The 19,068-nt window shown below is 72.6% G+C and carries 14 protein-coding genes and 1 pseudogene; 5 read left to right on the forward strand and 10 right to left on the reverse strand.

Annotated features, from left to right (window positions below):
* Window positions 1-788 precede the first annotated feature (788 nt).
* Together ppdK and AOK11_RS09135 are read left to right on the forward strand one after the other, a co-directional pair.
* A complete protein-coding gene (gene ppdK, locus AOK11_RS09130) occupies window positions 789-3,536 on the forward strand; it encodes a pyruvate, phosphate dikinase (protein ID WP_055593157.1) in 2,748 nt (915 codons plus the stop codon).
* A gap of 229 nt (window positions 3,537-3,765) precedes the next feature.
* On the forward strand, window positions 3,766-3,978 hold the full coding sequence (locus tag AOK11_RS09135) for a hypothetical protein (RefSeq protein ID WP_167353772.1): 213 nt from the start codon (window positions 3,766-3,768) through the stop codon (window positions 3,976-3,978).
* A gap of 142 nt (window positions 3,979-4,120) precedes the next feature.
* On the opposite strand, the gene AOK11_RS09140 is transcribed toward AOK11_RS09135, so the two are convergent.
* Entirely contained in the window at window positions 4,121-4,579 is a 459-nt protein-coding gene (locus AOK11_RS09140) for an LAETG motif-containing sortase-dependent surface protein (protein ID WP_055593159.1), read from the reverse strand.
* Between the two features lie 210 nt (window positions 4,580-4,789).
* Entirely contained in the window at window positions 4,790-5,947 is a 1,158-nt protein-coding gene (locus AOK11_RS09145; protein ID WP_055593160.1) for an alkaline phosphatase PhoX, read from the reverse strand.
* Between the two features lie 203 nt (window positions 5,948-6,150).
* Between AOK11_RS09145 and AOK11_RS09150 the strand changes: the two genes are divergently transcribed.
* Complete coding sequence (locus AOK11_RS09150; protein ID WP_055593161.1) at window positions 6,151-7,080, forward strand: oxidoreductase; 930 nt, start codon at window positions 6,151-6,153, stop codon at window positions 7,078-7,080.
* 28 nt (window positions 7,081-7,108) lie between these two features.
* On the opposite strand, the gene nirD is transcribed toward AOK11_RS09150, so the two are convergent.
* From nirD to AOK11_RS09165, 3 genes are read right to left on the reverse strand one after another with little or no spacing between them, the layout of a single operon-like run.
* Window positions 7,109-7,459, reverse strand: a complete 351-nt coding sequence (nirD, locus tag AOK11_RS09155) for a nitrite reductase small subunit NirD (RefSeq protein ID WP_055593162.1) — start codon at window positions 7,457-7,459, stop codon at window positions 7,109-7,111.
* A complete protein-coding gene (gene nirB / locus AOK11_RS09160; RefSeq protein WP_055593163.1) occupies window positions 7,456-10,080 on the reverse strand; it encodes a nitrite reductase large subunit NirB in 2,625 nt (874 codons plus the stop codon). The genes nirD and nirB overlap by 4 nt, the downstream gene beginning before the upstream one ends.
* Complete coding sequence (locus AOK11_RS09165; RefSeq protein WP_055593164.1) at window positions 10,077-11,297, reverse strand: NAD(P)/FAD-dependent oxidoreductase; 1,221 nt, start codon at window positions 11,295-11,297, stop codon at window positions 10,077-10,079. Before AOK11_RS09165 ends, nirB begins: the two co-directional genes overlap by 4 nt.
* A gap of 218 nt (window positions 11,298-11,515) precedes the next feature.
* Here AOK11_RS09165 and AOK11_RS09170 point away from each other — a divergent pair, with 218 nt between their 5' ends.
* The gene (locus tag AOK11_RS09170) at window positions 11,516-12,298 is read left to right on the forward strand and encodes a sulfite exporter TauE/SafE family protein (protein ID WP_055593165.1); all 783 of its coding nucleotides are present in this window, start codon (window positions 11,516-11,518) and stop codon (window positions 12,296-12,298) included.
* A gap of 45 nt (window positions 12,299-12,343) precedes the next feature.
* Window positions 12,344-12,701: pseudogene (locus tag AOK11_RS09175) on the forward strand (winged helix-turn-helix transcriptional regulator); the annotation flags it as partial.
* Between the two features lie 110 nt (window positions 12,702-12,811).
* Here AOK11_RS09175 and AOK11_RS09180 read toward each other — a convergent pair.
* From AOK11_RS09180 to tap, 5 genes are all read right to left on the reverse strand, one after another.
* Window positions 12,812-13,477, reverse strand: a complete 666-nt coding sequence (locus AOK11_RS09180) for a class F sortase (protein WP_055593167.1) — start codon at window positions 13,475-13,477, stop codon at window positions 12,812-12,814.
* A gap of 112 nt (window positions 13,478-13,589) precedes the next feature.
* Complete coding sequence (locus AOK11_RS09185; protein WP_055593168.1) at window positions 13,590-14,189, reverse strand: hypothetical protein; 600 nt, start codon at window positions 14,187-14,189, stop codon at window positions 13,590-13,592.
* A gap of 290 nt (window positions 14,190-14,479) precedes the next feature.
* Window positions 14,480-16,627: a molybdopterin oxidoreductase family protein gene (locus tag AOK11_RS09190; RefSeq protein ID WP_055593171.1), complete on the reverse strand. Its 2,148-nt coding sequence runs from the start codon at window positions 16,625-16,627 to the stop codon at window positions 14,480-14,482.
* A 159-nt stretch (window positions 16,628-16,786) separates the two neighbouring features.
* The gene (tpg, locus tag AOK11_RS09195) at window positions 16,787-17,344 is read right to left on the reverse strand and encodes a telomere-protecting terminal protein Tpg (protein WP_055593169.1); all 558 of its coding nucleotides are present in this window, start codon (window positions 17,342-17,344) and stop codon (window positions 16,787-16,789) included.
* 3 nt (window positions 17,345-17,347) lie between these two features.
* Window positions 17,348-19,068: telomere-associated protein Tap (gene tap / locus AOK11_RS09200; protein WP_055593170.1), on the reverse strand; the 1,721-nt coding region annotated here is incomplete at its 5' end.

Genomic DNA, 19,068 nt, shown 5'->3' on the forward strand with positions numbered 1-19,068 from the left:
AGGAGGCGGAGGAGGCGGAGGGCGGGCTTCTTCGAGGTCTCTTCCCCACGCCGTGCTTCCGTCTCTTCCTCAGGGGGCGGGGGCGGGTGCCCTTCTCCCCGTGGATTCTCTTCGGCCGTCCGCGGAGGTTCGGTCGTGCGGGCCGGTCCGGTCGTGCGGGTGGGTCGGCGCAGGCGTGTGAAGACGGGCACCCGGAGGTCCTTCCGTGCAAAACCCGGTGAGGTGGCGGACCCGGCGTGGGGGTCCGGATCCGCCGTAGTTCCGTACGGGTCCGCCGACCGGCGCGTTCAGCGCGGCGGAGGTACGTTCGGAAAACAGGGGGCGAAGGCCGGGCATGCCGTGCGTGGAGTGCAGGTGAGGTGCCTGCACAACCGCCCGCGCGGCCGCCGGGGGAGTCGTACGGGGCGCGTCCGCATGGTGAAATCCCGGCGACTGTGGCAGCGTGATTCTCGCCACCCCTGATAAGGGTTGCGCTCAGATGAGCGGATTATAGGCGGCTGCACTTCTCAAAGGATGGCACCGAGTGCCATCCCTCGATCGTTCATCGAGCGAAATCAGACGTGCCGAATGGTGCTCACATGAGCGACTGGAGGGCTCAATCCGGGGCCGGCGCGTTCAAGAAGTGAACACATGCGGTTGTGGCGGCTTACCAAGCCTTGACTTTCGATCCCGTGGCGGCGGAGTGGTCGCAGGCGCATGACGCACGTGTGGACGTACCCAGACGCCTTTGATCTGGGTATGTTCCTGCCCGTCAGGGCAGCCACCGCGTCCTCGAGGAGTCGAGACCCGTGTCGGAAAACAAAGATCCCCACGTAGGCCAGCAGGGTCACAGCGTTGAGGACGTGAAGTTCGTCTACGACTTCACCGAGGGCAACAAGGACCTCAAGGACCTCCTCGGCGGAAAAGGTGCGAACCTCGCCGAGATGACCAATCTGGGCCTCCCCGTCCCTCCGGGCTTCACCATCACCACGGAAGCCTGCAAGGTCTACCTGGAGAGCGGCACGGAGCCGGCGGCACTGCGTGACGAGGTGAGTGCGCACCTCGACGCCCTCGAAGCGACGATGGGCAAGAAGCTGGGCCAGAGCGACGACCCTCTCCTCGTGTCGGTCCGCTCCGGAGCCAAGTTCTCCATGCCGGGCATGATGGACACCGTCCTGAACATCGGCCTCTCCGACAAGTCCGTGCAGGGACTGGCCAAGCAGGCCGGCGACGACCGCTTCGCCTGGGACTCCTACCGGCGCCTCATCCAGATGTTCGGCAAGACCGTCCTCGGCGTCGACGGCGAGCTGTTCGAGGACGCGCTGGACGCGGCGAAGGCGGCCAAGAAGGTCACGGTCGACACCGAGCTGGAGGCCGCCGACCTCAAGAAGCTGGTCACCAAGTTCAAGAAGATCGTCAAGACCGAGGCCGGCCGGGACTTCCCGCAGGACCCGCGCGAGCAGATGGACCTCGCCATCCACGCGGTCTTCGACTCCTGGAACACCGACCGGGCCAAGCTCTACCGCCGCCAGGAACGCATCCCGCACGACCTGGGCACGGCCGTCAACATCTGCTCCATGGTCTTCGGCAACCTCGGCCCCGATTCCGGAACCGGCGTGGCCTTCACCCGCGACCCCGCCTCCGGCCACCAGGGCGTCTACGGCGACTACCTGCAGAACGCCCAGGGCGAGGACGTGGTCGCGGGCATCCGCAACACCGTGCCGCTCGCGGAGCTGGAGCAGATCGACAAGAAGTCGTACGACCAGCTGATGCAGATCATGGAGACGCTGGAGAACCACTACAAGGATCTCTGCGACATCGAGTTCACCATCGAGCGCGGCCAGCTGTGGATGCTCCAGACCCGCGTCGGCAAGCGCACCGCGGGCGCGGCCTTCCGCATCGCCACCCAGCTCGTCGACCAGGGGCTGATCGACGAGGCCGAAGCGCTCATCCGCGTCACCGGCGCACAGCTCGCCCAGCTGATGTTCCCGCGCTTCGACGAGGACACGAAGGTCGAGAAGGTCGGGCGCGGCATCGCGGCCTCGCCGGGCGCTGCGGTCGGCAAGGCGGTCTTCGACTCGTACACGGCCGTCAAGTGGTCCCGCTCCGGCGAGAAGGTCATCCTGGTCCGCCGTGAGACCAACCCCGACGACCTGGACGGCATGATCGCCGCCGAGGGCATCCTCACCTCCCGCGGCGGCAAGACCTCGCACGCCGCCGTCGTCGCACGCGGCATGGGCAAGACCTGTGTGTGCGGCGCCGAGGAGCTCGAGGTCGACACCAAGCGCCGCCGGATGACCGTCCCCGGCGGGCACGTCGTCGAGGAAGGCGACCTGATCTCCATCGACGGCTCGACCGGCAAGGTCTACCTCGGCGAGGTCCCCGTCGTGCCGTCCCCCGTGGTGGAGTACTTCGAGGGCCGGATGCACCCGGGCGCCGACGACGCCGACGAGCTGGTCGAGGCCGTCCACCGGATGATGGCCTTCGCCGACCGCAAGCGCCGGCTGCGCGTGCGCGCCAACGCCGACAACGCCGAGGACGCGCTGCGCGCCCGCCGCTTCGGCGCCCAGGGCATCGGCCTGTGCCGCACCGAGCACATGTTCCTCGGCGACCGGCGCGAGCTGGTGGAGCGGCTGATCCTGGCCGACACCCAGGACGAGCGCGAGGAGTCCCTCAAGGCGCTGCTGCCGCTCCAGCGGAAGGACTTCGTCGAGCTGTTCGAGGGGATGGACGGCCTCCCCGTCACGGTCCGGCTCCTCGACCCGCCGCTGCACGAGTTCCTGCCCGACATCACCGAACTGTCGGTCCGCGTGGCCCTCGCCGAGTCCCGCCAGGAACCGCACGAGAACGACCTGCGCCTCCTCCAGGCGGTGCACCGGCTGCACGAGCAGAACCCGATGCTGGGCCTGCGCGGCGTCCGGCTCGGTCTGGTCATCCCCGGCCTGTTCACCATGCAGGTACGGGCCATCGCCGAGGCGGCGGCCGAGCGCCGGGCGGCCAAGGGCGACCCGCGCGCCGAGATCATGATCCCGCTGGTCGGCACGGTCCAGGAGCTGGAGATCGTCCGCGAGGAGGCCGACAAGGTCATCGCGGAGGTCGAGGAGGCCACCGGCACGAAGCTGAAGCTCGCCATCGGCACGATGATCGAGCTGCCGCGCGCCGCCCTGACCGCCGGCCAGATCGCCGAGGCCGCCGAGTTCTTCTCCTTTGGCACCAACGACCTCACCCAGACGGTGTGGGGCTTCAGCCGGGACGACGTGGAGGCCAGCTTCTTCACGGCCTACCTGGAGAAGGGCATCTTCGGCGTCTCCCCGTTCGAGACCATCGACCGGGACGGCGTCGGCTCCCTCGTGAAGCTCGCCGTCGAGGCCGGCCGCGCCACCCGCCCCGGCCTCAAGCTCGGAGTCTGCGGCGAGCACGGCGGCGACCCGGAGTCCGTCCACTTCTTCCACGAGGTGGGTCTGGACTACGTCTCCTGCTCCCCGTTCCGCATCCCGGTCGCCCGCCTGGAGGCCGGCCGCGCGGCGGTCACCTCGAAGGGCAGCGACCACCGCTGACCCCTCCGGGGTGAGTCAAGCCCCGGAGCCGTTGCCTGTCACCCGACCACCCTCACCGATCGGCAACGGCTCCGGATCACGAAGAGAGGGCGGCACCCGTGCGGGGGTGCCGCCCTCTCCTGTGCGCCGGCGCAGACCGTGGGGCCGCGACGCCGCAGCCGCGAGCGGGGGCACGATTTTCTCCGGTGCCTTCGAGCTCTTGCTCACCACGGCCGCCTCCTGGGCTCTCATGCCTCTCCTGCTGTGGGTCGGTATGCGGGTGATGGGGGAGATCGGCAACGCCGTGCTCGTGCTCGTCGGTGGGCTGGTCTGGGTGGGGGTCTCCGGGTACTCCATCGACGCCATCGACCGCCCGGGCGGGCACATGCCGATCCCCGCCCTCGCCGCATACGTTCTTCTCTGTACGGGGCTGGCCGGAGTGGACCCGGCTCGGTCGCGTTGAGGCCCGCCCGGCGAGGAAGGCGCGCGATCCGGCGCATGGCCAGGTCGGGCGGGCAGATGGCGGCGACCGTTCCGGCGACATCGGCCGCGGGCGCCGGGGTGCCCTCGGCCGGGTGCCGCCCGCTTCGTGGCTTCGGGGTTGGTCAGTCGGTGCTGCGACGACGGCGGGCCGCGAGCAGGACGCCGCCGCCCGCCAGGACGACGGCCGCGCCGGCGGCCGCGATGTACGGGGTCGCGCTGTTGCCGCCGGTCTCGGCGAGGTCGGTGCCGCCGTCCTGTTCGGTGGCGCCCTTTTCGGCGGAGCCGGAGCCGGAGCCGGTTCCGGCGTCGTCGTCCGAGTCGGTGTCCTTGTCCTTGCCGGTGTCCTTGTCGGCGGCGGGGACGAAGCCCGCGGGCGCGTTGTCGCAGCCGATGCCGTCGCCGTCGCCGTCCAGGTGCTTGCCGTAGTGCTCGCTGCCCGCCTTGATGTGGGAGTACCCGGCGTTGTACGCCTCGGTGCAGTTCTTGAACACGCCCTCGTGGGCCACGGCGGTGGTGACGGGCAGCGTGGCCAGTGCGAGCGCGGCGACGGTCACGGCGGCGGACTTGCAGGACAGGTTCACAGGGGATCCCCCAGCTATGTGCGGATTTCCGGCAGCGTGCCCCCGTCCGGGAGGATCTGCCGGGTGTGAGCTGCTGACGGTAGGGGAGGGATTGGGGGAGCGTGTGGAGGTTTGGTGGACCCGTGATGCGAACGTGACGTGACCGGGCGGTAGCTCTCCGCTCGTGTCGGTGCGCGGAACACACCGGCGCGAGCGGAGAGCGGGGAGCCGTCAGGTGCGGAACGGGCCCTTCACCTCGTACGTGATGCCGCCCGACGAGCTGCCGCTCGTGCCGCGCTGGCTGGAGAAGTACAGGCGGGTGCCGTCCGGGGAGAAGGCCGGGCCGGTGATCTCCGAGCCGGACTGGCCGTCCACCCGGAGGAAGGGGGCCACGACGTCGTCGGGGGTGATGACGCAGATCTCCAGGTTGCCGCCGTCCTCGGCCACGAAGAGGTCGCCCGAGGCGGAGCCGGTGACGTTGTCGACGCCGGTCAGAGGAGCCGAGCCGCCCGTCACCAGGGAGTCGTCGTAGGCGAGTTCGATGGTCTGGGCGGCGGCGTCGTACTGCCAGACGCGGTTGTCGCCCTTGGTGGTGAACCAGCAGGTGTCGTTCGCGTAGTGGCAGCCCTCGCCTCCGTTGAAGCGCTTGGCGCCGGAGACCTGGTTGCGGGTCGCGGTGGCCCCGGACGGGTCCGGGACCCTCGCCCAGCTCACCGGGCCGCTCGTGCCGCTGCCCGCCACCAGCACCTCCAGCGTGCCGGAGGACAGGTCGCCCCAGGTCGTCGGCCGGAAGCGGTAGAAGCAGCCGTCCGAGACGTCCTCGGTCAGGTAGACGACCCCGCGGACCGGGTCGGCGGCCGCCGCCTCGTGCTTGAAGCGGCCCATCGCGTCCCGGCGGACCGCCGCCTTCGTCCCCCACGGGTCGGTCTCGTAGACGTAGCCGCGGTCCACCTCCTCGCAGGACAGCCAGGTGTTCCACGGAGTCTTCCCGCCCGCGCAGTTCTGTCGGGTGCCGGACAGGATGCGGTACGCGCCCGTGACGGCGCCGGTGGCCGAGAAGCGGACGGCGCCCGCGCCGCCGGAGGGGTTGATCTCCGAGTTGGAGACGTAGATCCAGCCGCTGCCGTCCGCGTAGCAGGCGCCGCCGTCGGGGGCGTTGTGCCAGGTGTACGACGTGCCCGGGACCTGCTGGCCCGAGCGGGCGATCACTCTGCTGGTGAACCCGGCCGGCAGCCGGATCCCGTTGGCGTCCGCCGAGCCGGGCGCCCCGTACGGGCCCGTACCGGGCTGGGCGGGCGCCGCGTACGCGGCGCTGTGCCAGAGTGCGCCGCCGAGGACCGCGGAGGTTCCGCCCATGGCGCTCGCACGAAGGAAGGTACGACGTTCCACTGCTGCTCCTGGAGGTGCCGTGAACCGTCCCGCCACCGGTCGGTGACGGGAGCGTGCGGTGGGGAACCTAGGCGTATGGAATGAACATGCCATGGATGTGGTCGTACGGGGGGATGACCGGCTGCCGCGCGGCGGGTACCCGGCTCTCGTAGGGTGACCACGGAGGTCCGTACAGGTGCGACGCCGGCGGAGGGAGTCCGGTCATGTCCGGATGGAACGCGAACGACATTCCCGATCAGGGCGGGCGTCTGGCCGTCGTCACCGGGGCCAACAGCGGGCTCGGTCAGGTCGCGGCGCGGGAACTGGCCCGTGCGGGGGCGCGGGTGGTGCTCGCCTGCCGGAGCGAGGCGCGCGGCCGGGACGCCCTGAACCTGCTGCGCGGCGAGGTACCGGGCGCCGAGGCCGAGGTGCGGCGACTGGACCTCGGGGACCTGGCCTCCGTGCGGGAGTTCGCGACCGCCCTTTCGGACGAGCGGGTCGATCTGCTGCTCAACAACGCCGGGGTGATGGCGCTGCCCTACGGGACGACCGCGGACGGGTTCGAGACCCAGTTCGGGGTCAATCACCTGGGGCACTTCGCCCTCACCGGACTGCTGCTGCCTGCGCTGCTCGCGGCGCCGGGCGCGCGGATCGTGACCGTGTCCAGCATGACCCACGTGATGGCCAACATCGATGCGCGCGACCTCAACAGCGAGCGCCGCTACCGGCGTTGGGTCGCCTACGCCCGCTCCAAGTCGGCCAACCTGCTCTTCACGCACGAACTGGCCCGCAGGCTGGCGGCGCACGGCAGTGACGTGGTGGCGGCAGCCGCTCATCCCGGGTACGCGGCCACCAACCTCCAGACCGCGGGGCCGCGGGCCGAGGGACGCCGGATCGCCGAGCGGGTGATGCGGCTCGGCAACCGGATCGTCGCCCAGTCCGCCGAGGCCGGCGCGTTGCCCCTGCTGTACGCCGCGACCAGGCCCGGCGTACGCCCCGACGCGTTCATCGGCCCGTCCTTCGCCCTGTGGCGCGGGGCGCCCGCACCGTCCTGGCGGGCACCCTGGACCCTCGACGACGCGATGGGGGAGCGGCTCTGGGCGGCCTCGGAGGAGCTGACGGGGGTGACGTACGACGTGCCCGGCGTCCGGTGAGCCCCCGGGCCCCGCCGGGCCCGTCCCGTCACGCTGCTTTCACCCGGTAGGCCGTGACCCGTACGGTCTCGTCGTCCAGGCACCGGCCCGTCTCCAGGTCGAAGCGCTGCTTCAGCAGCGGGGAGGCGACGAACGGGCGGCCCCGGTGGGTGCCGGTCAGGCCGCGGGAGAGGACCGCCGCGCCGGTGAAGGGATCACGGTTGTCGACCGCGTACAGCCCGCCGGTGCGGTCGGTGAAGACGGCGACCTGCCGGCCGTCGGGCAGCAGGGCCGCCACACCGCGGCCGGGGAGCAGGACGCTCAGGTCGCAGACGGTGAACCAGGCGTCGGTCAGCTGGATGCGAACCTTCAGGTCCGTGGTCTCGAGGGCCGGGGTCATCGCTGGGCGCTCCCTTCCAGGGCGGTTTCCTCGGACTGCGCGGGTCGCCTGCCGATGTCCAGCAGCGGCAGGTCGGGCTTCATCTGGTCGCGTTCGGGCACGAAGCCCACGACCGGGTCGGGGGTGTCGGGCGCGTTGACGAAGGACACGAACCGGGCCAGTTTCTCGGGGTCGTTGACGGTTTCGGCCCACTCGTCGCGGTAGTGCGACACATGGGCCCGCATCCGGGCCTCCAGCTCGTCGCAGATGCCGAGCGAGTCGTGCACGACGACGTCCCGTACGTGGTCCAGGCCCCCGGGGATCCGCTCCAGCCAGGTGGAGGTGCGCTCCAGCCTGTCGGCGGTGCGGATGTAGAACATCAGGAACCGGTCGACGAGACGGACCAGTTCGGCGTCCGAGAGGTCCTGGGCGAGCAGGTCGGCGTGGCGCGGGGTGGCGCCGCCGTTGCCGCCGACGTAGAGGCTCCAGCCGTGGGAGGTGGCGATCACGCCGAAGTCCTTCGACCGGGCCTCGGCGCACTCGCGGGCGCACCCGGAGACCGCCGACTTCAGCTTGTGCGGGGAGCGCAGGCCCCGGTAGCGCAGCTCCAGGCCGATCGCCATGCGCACGGAGTCCTGGACGCCGTAACGGCACCAGGTCTGTCCGACGCAGGACTTCACCGTGCGCAGCGACTTCCCGTACGCGTGGCCGGACTCGAAACCGGCGTCCACCAGCCGGGCCCAGATCACCGGGAGCTGCTCGACGCGGGCGCCGAACATGTCGATGCGCTGGCCGCCGGTGATCTTCGTGTAGAGGCCGAAGTCGCGGGCGATCTCGCCGATCACGATCAGCTTCTCCGGGGCGATCTCGCCGCCGGGGATGCGGGGGACGACCGAATACGAGCCGTTCTTCTGGAGGTTGGCGAGGAAGTGGTCGTTGGTGTCCTGCAGGGCGGCCTGCTCGCCCTCCAGGACGTAGCCGCTCGCGCCGATCACCGGGGCGAGGGAGGCGATGATCGAGCCGACCGTCGGCTTGCAGACCTCGCAGCCGTCGCCGCCCCGGGCGTCCTCGCGGCCGTACCGGTCCAGCAGGTCCCGGTGGGAGGCGACGCGCAGGGCGAGGACGATCTCGTACAGCTCCTCGCGGGTCTGCGGGAAGCAGCCGCACAGGCCCTTGTCGACCTCGACGCCGCTCGCCTCCAGCTCGGCGGTGACGAGCTGACCGAGTACCTTCACGCAACTGCCGCAGCCCGTACCGGCCTTGGTGCACTTCTTCACCTCGGGCACGGTGGTGCAGCCGTGCTCGGTGACCGCGCCGCGGACGGTGCCCTTGGTGACGTGGTGGCAGGAGCAGACGACGGCCTCGTCCGGCAGCGCGGACGGGCCCAGCGGGGCCGGGGCCCCGGCCCCGGCGGGCAGGACGAGGGACTCGGGCGGGACGGGCGGGACCGACCCGGTGAAGGCGCGCAGAGTGCCGTACGCCTCCGCGTCGCCGACCAGGATGCCGCCGAGCAGCGTGCCGTCGCTGCCGATGACCAGCTTCTTGTAGAGCCCGGCGCGGGAGTCGGAGTAGACGACGTCCAGGCAGTCGGCGGTGGTGCCGTGCGCGTCGCCGAAGGACGCCACGTCGACGCCGAGCAGCTTCAGCTTGGTGGACAGGTCGGCGCCGGTGAACGTCAGACGGTCGGTCTCGTCGTCGGCGATCGTCGCCGCGGCGGTCTGCGCCTGCTCGTAGCCGGGGGCGACCAGGCCGTACACCCGGCCGTCGGCGGCCAGCGCGCACTCGCCGATCGCGAAGACGTGCGGATCGGCGACCGTGCGGCACTGCTCGTCCACGGCGATGCCGCCGCGCTCGCCGACCGTCAGGCCGCAGTCACGGGCCAGCTGGTCACGGGGACGGACGCCGGCGCTGAACACCACCAGGTCGGTTGCGAGTTCGGAGCCGTCGGACAGCTTCATGCCGGTGACGGCGCCGTCGTCGCCGGTCACGATCTCCTGGGTACCGGTGCCGGTGTGGACGGTCAGGCCCATGTTCTCGATGGTGCGCAGCAGCGCGCTGCCGCCGCCGTCGTCGACCTGCACGGGCATCAGGCGCGGCGCGAACTCCACGATGTGCGTGGTGAGTCCGAGCCCGTCGAGCGCGCCCGCCGCCTCCAGTCCGAGGAGCCCGCCGCCGACCACCGCGCCGGTCGTCGCGTTCTTCGCGTACTCCTCGATGGCGAGCAGGTCCTCGAGGGTGCGGTACACGAAGCAGCCCCGGGCGTCCTTGCCGGGAACCGGCGGAACGAAGGGGGAGGAGCCGGTGGCCAGGACGAGGAGGTCGTAGCCGACGACCAGCCCGGAGCGGGCGGTCACCTCGCGGGCCTCGCGGTCGATGCTCTCGGCCGGGTCGCCGACGTGCAGTTCGATGCCGTGGTCCTCGACGAACCGCAGGTCCGTCATGGACAGGTCCTCGGGGGTCCTCCCCGAGAAGTACGAGGTGAGCCGGACGCGGTCGTACGCCGGGCGCGGCTCCTCGCACAGTACGACCACGCGGTGCGTGGCGGTCAGGCCGCGCTCGGCGAGCGCCTCGAGGAAGCGCTGGCCGACCATGCCGTGGCCGACGAGCACGATCGTGGGGGTGGCCTCCGGGGCGGTGGTCATCGGGAGTCTCCCTCGTTGGTGAGCAGGTGGAGCAGGGGGCCGCCGTCGGAGGGGAGCGGCTCTGCTCCCTCCCAGGCGCGCGCGAGCGCGCCGACGGTGCCGAGTTCGCCGACCAGGACCCCGCCGACCAGCCGGTGGTCGCGGACGACGACCTTGCGGTAGGTGCCCCGGGTGGCGTCGGCGAGCTGCACGACGTCGTCGCCGGGGCGAAGATCGGTCTCGCCGAACGCGGCGAGGTCGAAGGGGCTGTGGGGCCCGGTGAGCGTGAGCCGGGTCAGGGACCGGGTGCCGGTGTAGCGGGCGGCGGGGTCGCCGGCCAGCAGCCCGGCCAGGGCGTCGGCCTGTTCGAGGGCGGGCGCGGCCAGCCCGTAGACCTGCCCCGCGTGCTGGGCGCAGTCGCCGATCGCGTGGATGTGCGGGTCCGAGGTGCGCAGCCCGTCGTCGACGACCACGCCCGTGCGGACCTCCAGGCCGGCCGCCTGCGCGAGGCCGACGCGCGGGCGGACCCCGCACGCGAGGACGACCAGGTCGGCTCCGAGGGCGTAGCCGTCGGCCAGCTCCACCGACCGCACCGCGCCGCCGACCGAGCGCACGTCCCGCACCCGGCACTCGGTGTGCACCTCGACGCCCAGGTCCTCCAGATGCCGCCGGACGAACCGCGAGGCGGCCGGGTCGAGCTGGCGTTCCATGAGCCGCTCGGACTGCTGGGCGAGGACGACCTGCGCGCCGCGCACGGCCAGCGCGCGGGCCGCGGAGACCCCGAGCAGCCCGCCACCGATGACGACCGCCCGGATTCCCGGACGGACCGCCCCGGACAGTCCCAGGCAGTCGTCCATGGTCCGGAACGCGTGCATGCCCTCGGGCAGTTCGTGGTCCGGGGTGAACAGGCCGCGCAGGGGCGGCAGTACGGCGTTGGAACCGGTGGCCAGGACCAGCGTGTCGTAGGCGATCGGAGGGCCGTCGGCGCACCGGACGGTCCGCCCGGCCCGGTCGATGCCGGTGACCCGGGCGCGGGTCAGCCCGGCGGGCGCCGGCAGGGCGATCACCTCGGGGCCGTACCGCCCGGCCAGCACCTCGGCGAGCAGCACCCTGTTGTACGGGCGGTGCTCCTCCTCGCCGATCAGCGTCACCGGCGTGCCGAGCTCGCCGAGCCGCCGGGCGAGCGTCACGCCCGCCAGGCCGGCGCCGATCACCACCACACGCGAGTTCGAGGTCATGTCCCCGAGCGTGCGGTGCGGGTGTTACCCGGCGGCATCCCCTCTGTTTCCCGCTCGGAACGCTGCCCTCAGCGGGGGCCGGGGGCGGCTGTGAGGGTGCGGGGCACGCGCCGGAGGGGGGCGAGGGGCACTGCGAGGAGGCACTGTGAGGAGCCTCAACCTCAGGAAACGCTCATCTTGATGGACGGCACAACTATCCGCTTCGTAGGGTCACGCCTATGCCCGACATCTCCCTGACCACGGTCGTTCTCCTCTGCCTCGCGGCACTGGCGGCAGGCTGGATCGACGCGGTGGTCGGTGGTGGCGGACTCCTGCTGCTGCCGGCGCTGCTGCTCGGCCTGCCCGCCGGCACCCCCGCCGCGCACGCCCTGGGCACCAACAAGGCGGTCGCCATCGTCGGCACCACCGGCGCGGCGATCACCTACGCCCGCAAGGCACCCGTCGACGTACGGACCGCCGTACGCATCGGCCTGGCCGCCCTCGCCGGATCGTCGGGCGGGGCCTTCCTCGCCGCCGGGATGAGCACCGAGGTCCTCAAGCCGGTGATCATGGTGGTGCTGCTCGCCGTCGCGGCCTTCGTCATCCTCCGCCCGAGCTTCGGCACCGCACCGAAGCCCGGCCCGGTCTCCCGCCGCCGCGTCCTCGCCGCGATCGGGTTCGGCGGCCTGGGCATCGGCTTCTACGACGGCCTCATCGGCCCCGGCACCGGTACGTTCCTCGTCCTGGCGCTCACCGCCCTGCTCCACCTCGACCTCGTCACCGCGTCCGCCACCGCGAAGATCGTCAACTGCTGCACCAACGCCGGCGCGCTGGCGATGTTCGCCTGGCAGGGCGCGGTGCTGTGGCAGCTGGCGGGCCTGATGGCCGTGTTCAACCTGGCGGGCGGCACCCTCGGAGCCCACACGGCCCTGAAGAAGGGCAGCGGCTTCGTCCGCGTCGTCCTGCTGACGGTCGTCTTCGCCCTGGTGGCGAACATGGCGTACGAACAGTGGCTGGCCTGAGGGCCGGCACCTCGCCCGGCCGGCAGGGCCGAAAACGCCGTACCCGTCGGGAGGGCACGACGGCCGGGGCGTATATCTGTGCGGGATCGACGCGGCGATGGACGTGATCGGCGGCAAGTGGAAGGTGCTGATCCTCTGGGTGCTGCACGAACGGCCGTACCGCTTCGGCGCCCTGCGCCGGGAGCTGCCCGGGATCACCGAGAAGGTGCTCGCCTCGCCTCTGCGGGAGCTGGAGGCCGACGGCATCGTGCACCGGGAGCAGTACGACGAGAACCCGCTGCGCGTCGAGTACTCGCTGAAGCCGAAGGGGACGGCGCTCAACGAGGCGCTGGAACCGCTGGGCGCGTGGGGGAGGACGAACGTGCTGGGGGAGACGGAGCCCGACCCGCACCGGGTGGCGTGAGGCGCGGTGCCGGCCGGCCGCGCAGGACGGTTCGGCCGCTCGAAGAACCGGCCGCTCGAAGAACCGGCTGTTCGAGGGCCCGGCTGCTCGAAGGCCCGGCTGCTCAAGGCTCAGCGGCTGTCCGTCAGGTGGGCGTAGACGACGACGTTCCCCCGGTAGCCGGTGGTGCGTGAGTAGCCTCCGCCGCAGGTGATGATCCGCAGCTCCGGGCGCTTCGCCGCGCCGTACACCTTCTCGTCGGGGAAGTCCCGGGCGTCGTACACCTCGACGGCGTGCACGGTGAACACGGCGGTGCCGCCGTCGCGCCGGCCCACCTCGACGGTGTCGCCCTTGCGCAGGGCGCCCAGGGAGTAGAAGACGGCGGGGCCCTCGGCGTTGTCGACATGGCCCGCGACGACCGCGGTGCCCGTCTCGCCGGGAGTGGTGCCGGCCTCGTACCAGCCGGCCAGGTTCGTCCGCTCGGGCGGCGGTACGTCGAGGCTGCCGGTACCGGTCAGCCCGAGGCCCGTCAGGGGCGCGTCCACGCCGATCGCGGGGACGCGGATCCGGTCGGGCGGGGAGGGCGGCAGCGCGACGGCCTGCTCGGAGGGGCGCCCGGAGCCGCGTCCGTCGGGCGCGGAGTACGCCTGGGCGGTGGACGGCTGGGGCGGGGCGTTCGTCGCGGCCCCGTTGCCCAGCAGCCACAGGCCGCAGCACAGGGCGAACACGCTCACCGACACTATGACCGTGTTGCTCGGGCTCCCGACCCGGCTGGACCTGCGGCGTATGTGGTGCATCGCGGACTGACCTCTCCGGAGTCGTCCCCGTGTCCCTCCGGGCCGCGAGGGGCGTCGGACCCGGAGGGGGAGGGGACATGCGGTACGGCGGACGGGCGGTGGAGGGCGCCCGTCAGAACCCGTCGCCTCTCGCCCGGCGATGCAGGAGCCAGGTACCGCCCGCGGCGGCGACGGCGAGAGCCGCCACACCGGCCGCGGTCTGCACGGGATCGGGGCCCAGAGCGCCACCGACCCCCGTCTTCACACTGCCCCGGGGATGCACCTGCTGCGCCGCGGGCGTCAGACTGACCACCAGGTCGCCGGTCACCCGCTGCCCGCCCGCCTCGCACGTCGCGGTGATCTCGTACGTGCCCGGCTGCGCCCCCGGCGGCACCCGGAACCGTCCGGTCGAGTCCGGCTCGTCCGAGCCCGGAGCCAGTATGAAACGGCCGGCGCCCACGGCGGTGGCGTCGCCCGCGACCGTGTCGCCTTCGCCGCACGCCGCGGTGTTCACCGTCACCTGCGCGCCGGCCATGACCATGGCCGGGTGCAGTTCCAGGCTTCCGGCGGGCCTCCCGGCCGGCGCGCCGTAGGGGGGTCCTGCGGGGGCGGCGGACTCCTCGGCGTACGCGGCGGGTGCGACGGCCGCCACGAGCAGTCCCGCGGCGGCCACGGCGAGCGCGGGTCCGGTCAGGCCGGTCGGGCCGGGCAGCCGCCGGGCGGTACCTCGCATCGATGCTCCCTCGGGCTCACGAAGGGGACACGCCCGCGGCACCCCCATGTGCCGCCGTCAGTCGCGTCCCCACTGGTCCGAGGTAAATGCCGACGGGCGCGGCCCGCTTCCTGAGGGAGCGTCAAAAATGCGGTGAACGGGTGTCGGCCGGCCCCGGCGGAAACCCCTTCCGTGCCCGTTTCGGCAGGTCACCGCCGTGCCGCGGGCCCGGCCGGGGGAAAGAACCCGATGGGTGCGCCGCACGGCGGTGAACGGGTGAGGCGGGAGCGGCCGCCGATCGGGACGGGGGCTCAGGACCGGACCGTCTCCACCCGCACCGCGCACACCTTGAACTCCGGCATCCGCGACGTGGGGTCCAGGGCGGGATGGGTGAGGGTGTTCGCGCGGCCCTCGCCCGCCCAGTGGAACGGCATGAACACGGTGTCGGGACGGATCGCGGTGGTGATCCGGGCCGGTGCCACCGCCCGGCCCCGCCGGGACACCACGGCCAGCGGATCGCCCTCGGCCGCACCGAGCCGCTCCGCGAGCCGCGGATGCAGTTCCACGAACGGGCCGGGCGCGGCCGCGTTCAGTTCGTCCACGCGCCGGGTCTGCGCGCCGGACTGGTACTGCGCCACCACCCGGCCGGTGGTCAGCAGGACGGGGTAGTCGTCGTCGGGCTCCTCGGCGTTCGCGCGGTGCGCGACGGGCGCGAACCGGGCCCGCCCGTCCTCGGTGGCGAACCGGTCGAGGAACAGCCGGGGGGTACCGGGGTGCACGGCACTGTCCGCTGCCACCGGTGCCGGTGCCGGTGCCACAGGCGTGGGCTCGGGCTCGGGCGCCGGGCACGGCCAGAACACGCCGTTCTCCTCCGCGAGCCGCCGGTAACTGATCCCGGAGTAGTCCGCCGGCCCGCCCGCGCTCGCCCGGCGCAGCTCCTCGAAGACCTCCTCGGGATCGGTCGGGAACCTCTTCTCCGGACTCGGCCCGCCGCCGAGCCGGGCGGCCAGCTCGTGCAGCACCTCCAGGTCGCTGCGCACACCCTCCGGGGCCGGCAGCGCGCGCCGCCGCAGCAGCACCCTGCCCTCCAGGTTGGTCGTCGTGCCCGTCTCCTCCGCCCACTGCGTCACCGGCAGGACGACATCGGCGAGCGCGGCCGTCTCCGACAGCACGACGTCGCAGACCGCCAGGAAGTCCAGCGACCTGATGCGTTCCTCGACGTGCGCCGCGCGGGGTGCCGACACCACCGGGTTGGAGCCCATCAGCAGCAGCGAGCGGATGTCCGTACCCAGCGCGTCCAGCAGCTCGTACGCGCTGCGCCCCGGGCCGGGCAGCGCGTCGGGGTCCACGCCCCAGACCCCCGCCACGTGCCGGCGGGCCGCCGGGTCGGTCAGCTTGCGGTAGCCGGGCAACTGGTCGGCCTTCTGGCCGTGTTCACGCCCGCCCTGTCCGTTGCCCTGACCGGTCAGGCAGCCGTACCCGGACAGCGGACGGCCCGCGCGGCCGGTCGCCAGGCACAGGTTGATCCAGGCGCCCACGGTGTCGGTGCCCTTGGCCTGCTGCTCGGGTCCGCGGGCGGTGAGCACCATGGCCGCCTCCGGCTCGCAGAACAGCCGTGCGGTCTCCCGCAGCAGGGGCACGGGCACGCCGGTGATCCGCTCCACGTACTCCGGCCAGTGCGCCATCGCCGCGGCCCGGGTCTCCTCCCAGCCGGTGGTGCGTTCCCGGATGTACGCCTCGTCGGTACGGCCCTCGGCGACGACCAGGTGCAGCAGGCCCAGCGCCAGCGCGAGGTCGGTGCCGGGGCGGGGCGCCAGATGCAGGTCGGCCTGCTCGGCGGTCTTCGTACGGCGGGGGTCGACGACGATCAGCGTGCCGCCGTTCTCCTTCAGCTCGGCGAAGTAGCGCAGCGCCGGCGGCATGGTCTCCGCCGGGTTCGAGCCGACGAGGATCACGCAGCCGGTCCTCGGGATGTCCTCCAGGGGGAACGGCAGCCCCCGGTCCAGCCCGAACGCCCTGATGCCCGCGGCCGCGGCGGACGACATGCAGAAGCGGCCGTTGTAGTCGATCTGGGAGGTGCCCAGCACCACCCGCGCGAACTTCCCCAGCGCGTACGCCTTCTCGTTCGTCAGCCCGCCGCCGCCGAACACCCCGACCGCGTCCGCCCCGTACCCGGTGCGCGTACGGCCCAGCCCCTCGGCGATCCGGTCCAGCGCCCCGTCCCAGCCGGCGGGCACCAGCGCGCCCGTCTCCGGGGACCGCACCAGCGGCGAGGTCAGCCGCACGCCGGGGTCGAGCACCGCCGGTGCCGTACGCCCCTTGCCGCACAGCGCGCCCCGGTTCACCGGGAAGTCCGCGCGCTCGCTCACCCGGACGGTCCCGCCCGGCGCGGGTGTCAGATTCATCCCGCACTGCAGGGCGCAGTACGGGCAGTGCGTGGGCGTCACGGTGCTCTGCATGCCGTCCAGCGTGCGGCGCACGTGTTACGCACCGCACCGGCCCCTGTTACGCCCCCGGTACGGCCACCTCCCCCGGGCCGGGGGAGCGCGGTGAGGCCGGGGCGGATGCCGCGCTCGACCGCCGGGAATCCGGCGGTCGAGCCGTCGCCGTCCGTCCCTTCAGTAGTCCAGGTCCAGGTAGTCGATGTCGTTGATGGCCACGTCCGACAGTCCCGTGGCGCGGCCGCCGCCGTCCTGGAAGTAGACGTCCTTGAATCCCTCGGCGATGATCCCGCGCATCTCCCGGTCGCCGGCCCCCGCGGCGCGGGCGTCGAACAGGCGCTGTGCGTACGCCGGGGGGAGGTGCACGGTGAGCCGTCGGAAGCGTCCGTCGTCGGTCGTGCCGACCGGTGCCGTGTATCCGAAGCGGGCCCTCGTCTCCACCGTGATCCCGCCGGTGGCGGCGGCCTGCTTCTGCCGGCGCTTGCGCACCTGCGGCTGCCAGCGGGCCCGCACCGCGTCGTCGATCTTCGCGGCGACGTCGGCGCGGGCGTGCTTGCGGGCGCCGCGCCGGTAGCGGTTCACGGAGTCGGCGGTGACGCCGATCTCCTGCGCGACGGCCTTCGCGCTGCCCAACTGCTTGAGCAGGTAGCGGATCTGGCTCTTGAGCGTCTTCGGCGGCTCACGGGTGAAGCTCTCCCGGTCGGCCCGCTCGATGGCGTCCTCGATCTCCCCCACCGGTCACTCCCCTTCGTCCAGGACGGCGTCGCCGCCCTTGATGTGGCGGGCCGGGTTGAGGCCCTGCTCCATCAGGCCGACCGCCCACAGCATCGACCGGACGCCCTCCAGCTTCGCCAGGCCCGGGGTGGGGCCGAGGCGGAAGCCGCCGGGCTGCGGCTTGCCGCTGGCGGCGTAGGGCAGGAAGTCCAGCGGGCTGTCGCCGGGGCTCGGGTAGACGACGCAGTCGGACAGCACGGCGAGCGGGTACAGGCCCGTCATCGCCGCCATGTTGCGCAGCTTGCGGTGCATGTTGACCCGCGCCCTGGAGATGACGGCGGCGCGGATGTCCGGGCGCCAGGTCGGCCGCTGAAGGGCCGGCCACCGCTCGCCCTCCTGGTAGCGGCGTCCCTGCGGACGCTCGCGCAGCTTGCCCACGCCGCCCTTGACCGTGGCCTTGACGGCGGCGAGGACGGCGGTCAGGGCCGGGTCGACGTCCTTGTGGCGTTCCATCGCCGCGAGGAACTCCGTGTCCGACAGGTCCTTGGTGACGCCGAGGTCGGCGAGCGTGTCGACGTACGCCGACCTGAGCCGGTCGTGCCACGGATCCAGGTACGCGCCGGTCTCCCGGCGCAGGTACGCCTCGATCGGATGCACGTCGTGGCCGAGCTCCTGGGCGTAGGCGACGGTGTGCGTCTGGTACCAGGCCGGCCCGGTCGGACGCTCGCCGGACGGCGTGAACGGCGACGGCAGGCGCGGGTCCGGCTCGATGGGGGACAGGTCGACCAGCCAGGAGCCGGGGATCTTCGGGTTGAACGCCGGGGCGTGGAAGTGGTCCGGGGCGGACAGACCGACGACCAGGCGGTTCGCGGCGGCGAGGAACGCGGTGTTCAGGTCCAGGCCGACCGCGTACGGCAGCGTGCACTCCTCATCCGTCAGCAGATCGACGTCGCGGACCCACTGGTACGCCTCCTCGTCCAGGAACCCGCCGGTCCAGCCGCTGTTCACGACCACGGGGTGTTCGGGGGTGGCCTCCGGCGGCGCCGGGTCCATCGGCTCCGTGCCCAGCGAACCGGGGTTGTGGCCGGGCACCCAGTTCCCGGTCGCCCGGTCCTGCACGGCCCTCGTGGGCGGGCGCAACGCCGTCATCAGCTCCAGCCCGGACACGGCCGTGGAGCCGCGCGGGGTGATGACCCGATGGGCGTACATCCCGAGGACGCGGGCGACATCGGCCGGCTCCATCTCCGCGACGCCGGGCCAGGACCGCTCGTCGAGGGCGTCCCAGGACAGGACCGCGAGCTGAACGCACTGCCGCCGAGTCCCCTGCGCCGTGCGGTAGATCCGCGCCCACGGGCCGAACCCGCGCTGGGTGAGCCGCCACTTCGCCTTCGCGACCTGCTTGACCACCGGGTGGTCCTCGGGCAGGCGCAGGGAGCGGCGCTGCTCGTGGCCCTCCAGGCGCTCCGGCAGCCCGAGCCTCACGGCGGCGGAGGCGGTGAGCACGATCAGCGGGTCGGAGTCCTTGCCGTGGCGGTTCAGCTTCGCGGCCCCGAGGCCGGACTCGCGCAGCGTCCACTCCACCAGTTCCGGCACGGTGGCCGCCGGGCAGTCGAGCACGATGCCGTCGACGCCGTATGCGGAGCCGTCGCCGTCCAGCACCGCGAGCGGGCCGTGCGGGAAACGCGGGTCGTCGACGGGCTTCGCGGTCCTCTTCGCCGCCGGACGACTCGGCGACGTCGCCGAGT

This window comes from Streptomyces hirsutus (assembly GCF_001418415.1).
GTDB lineage: Bacteria > Actinomycetota > Actinomycetes > Streptomycetales > Streptomycetaceae > Streptomyces > Streptomyces hirsutus.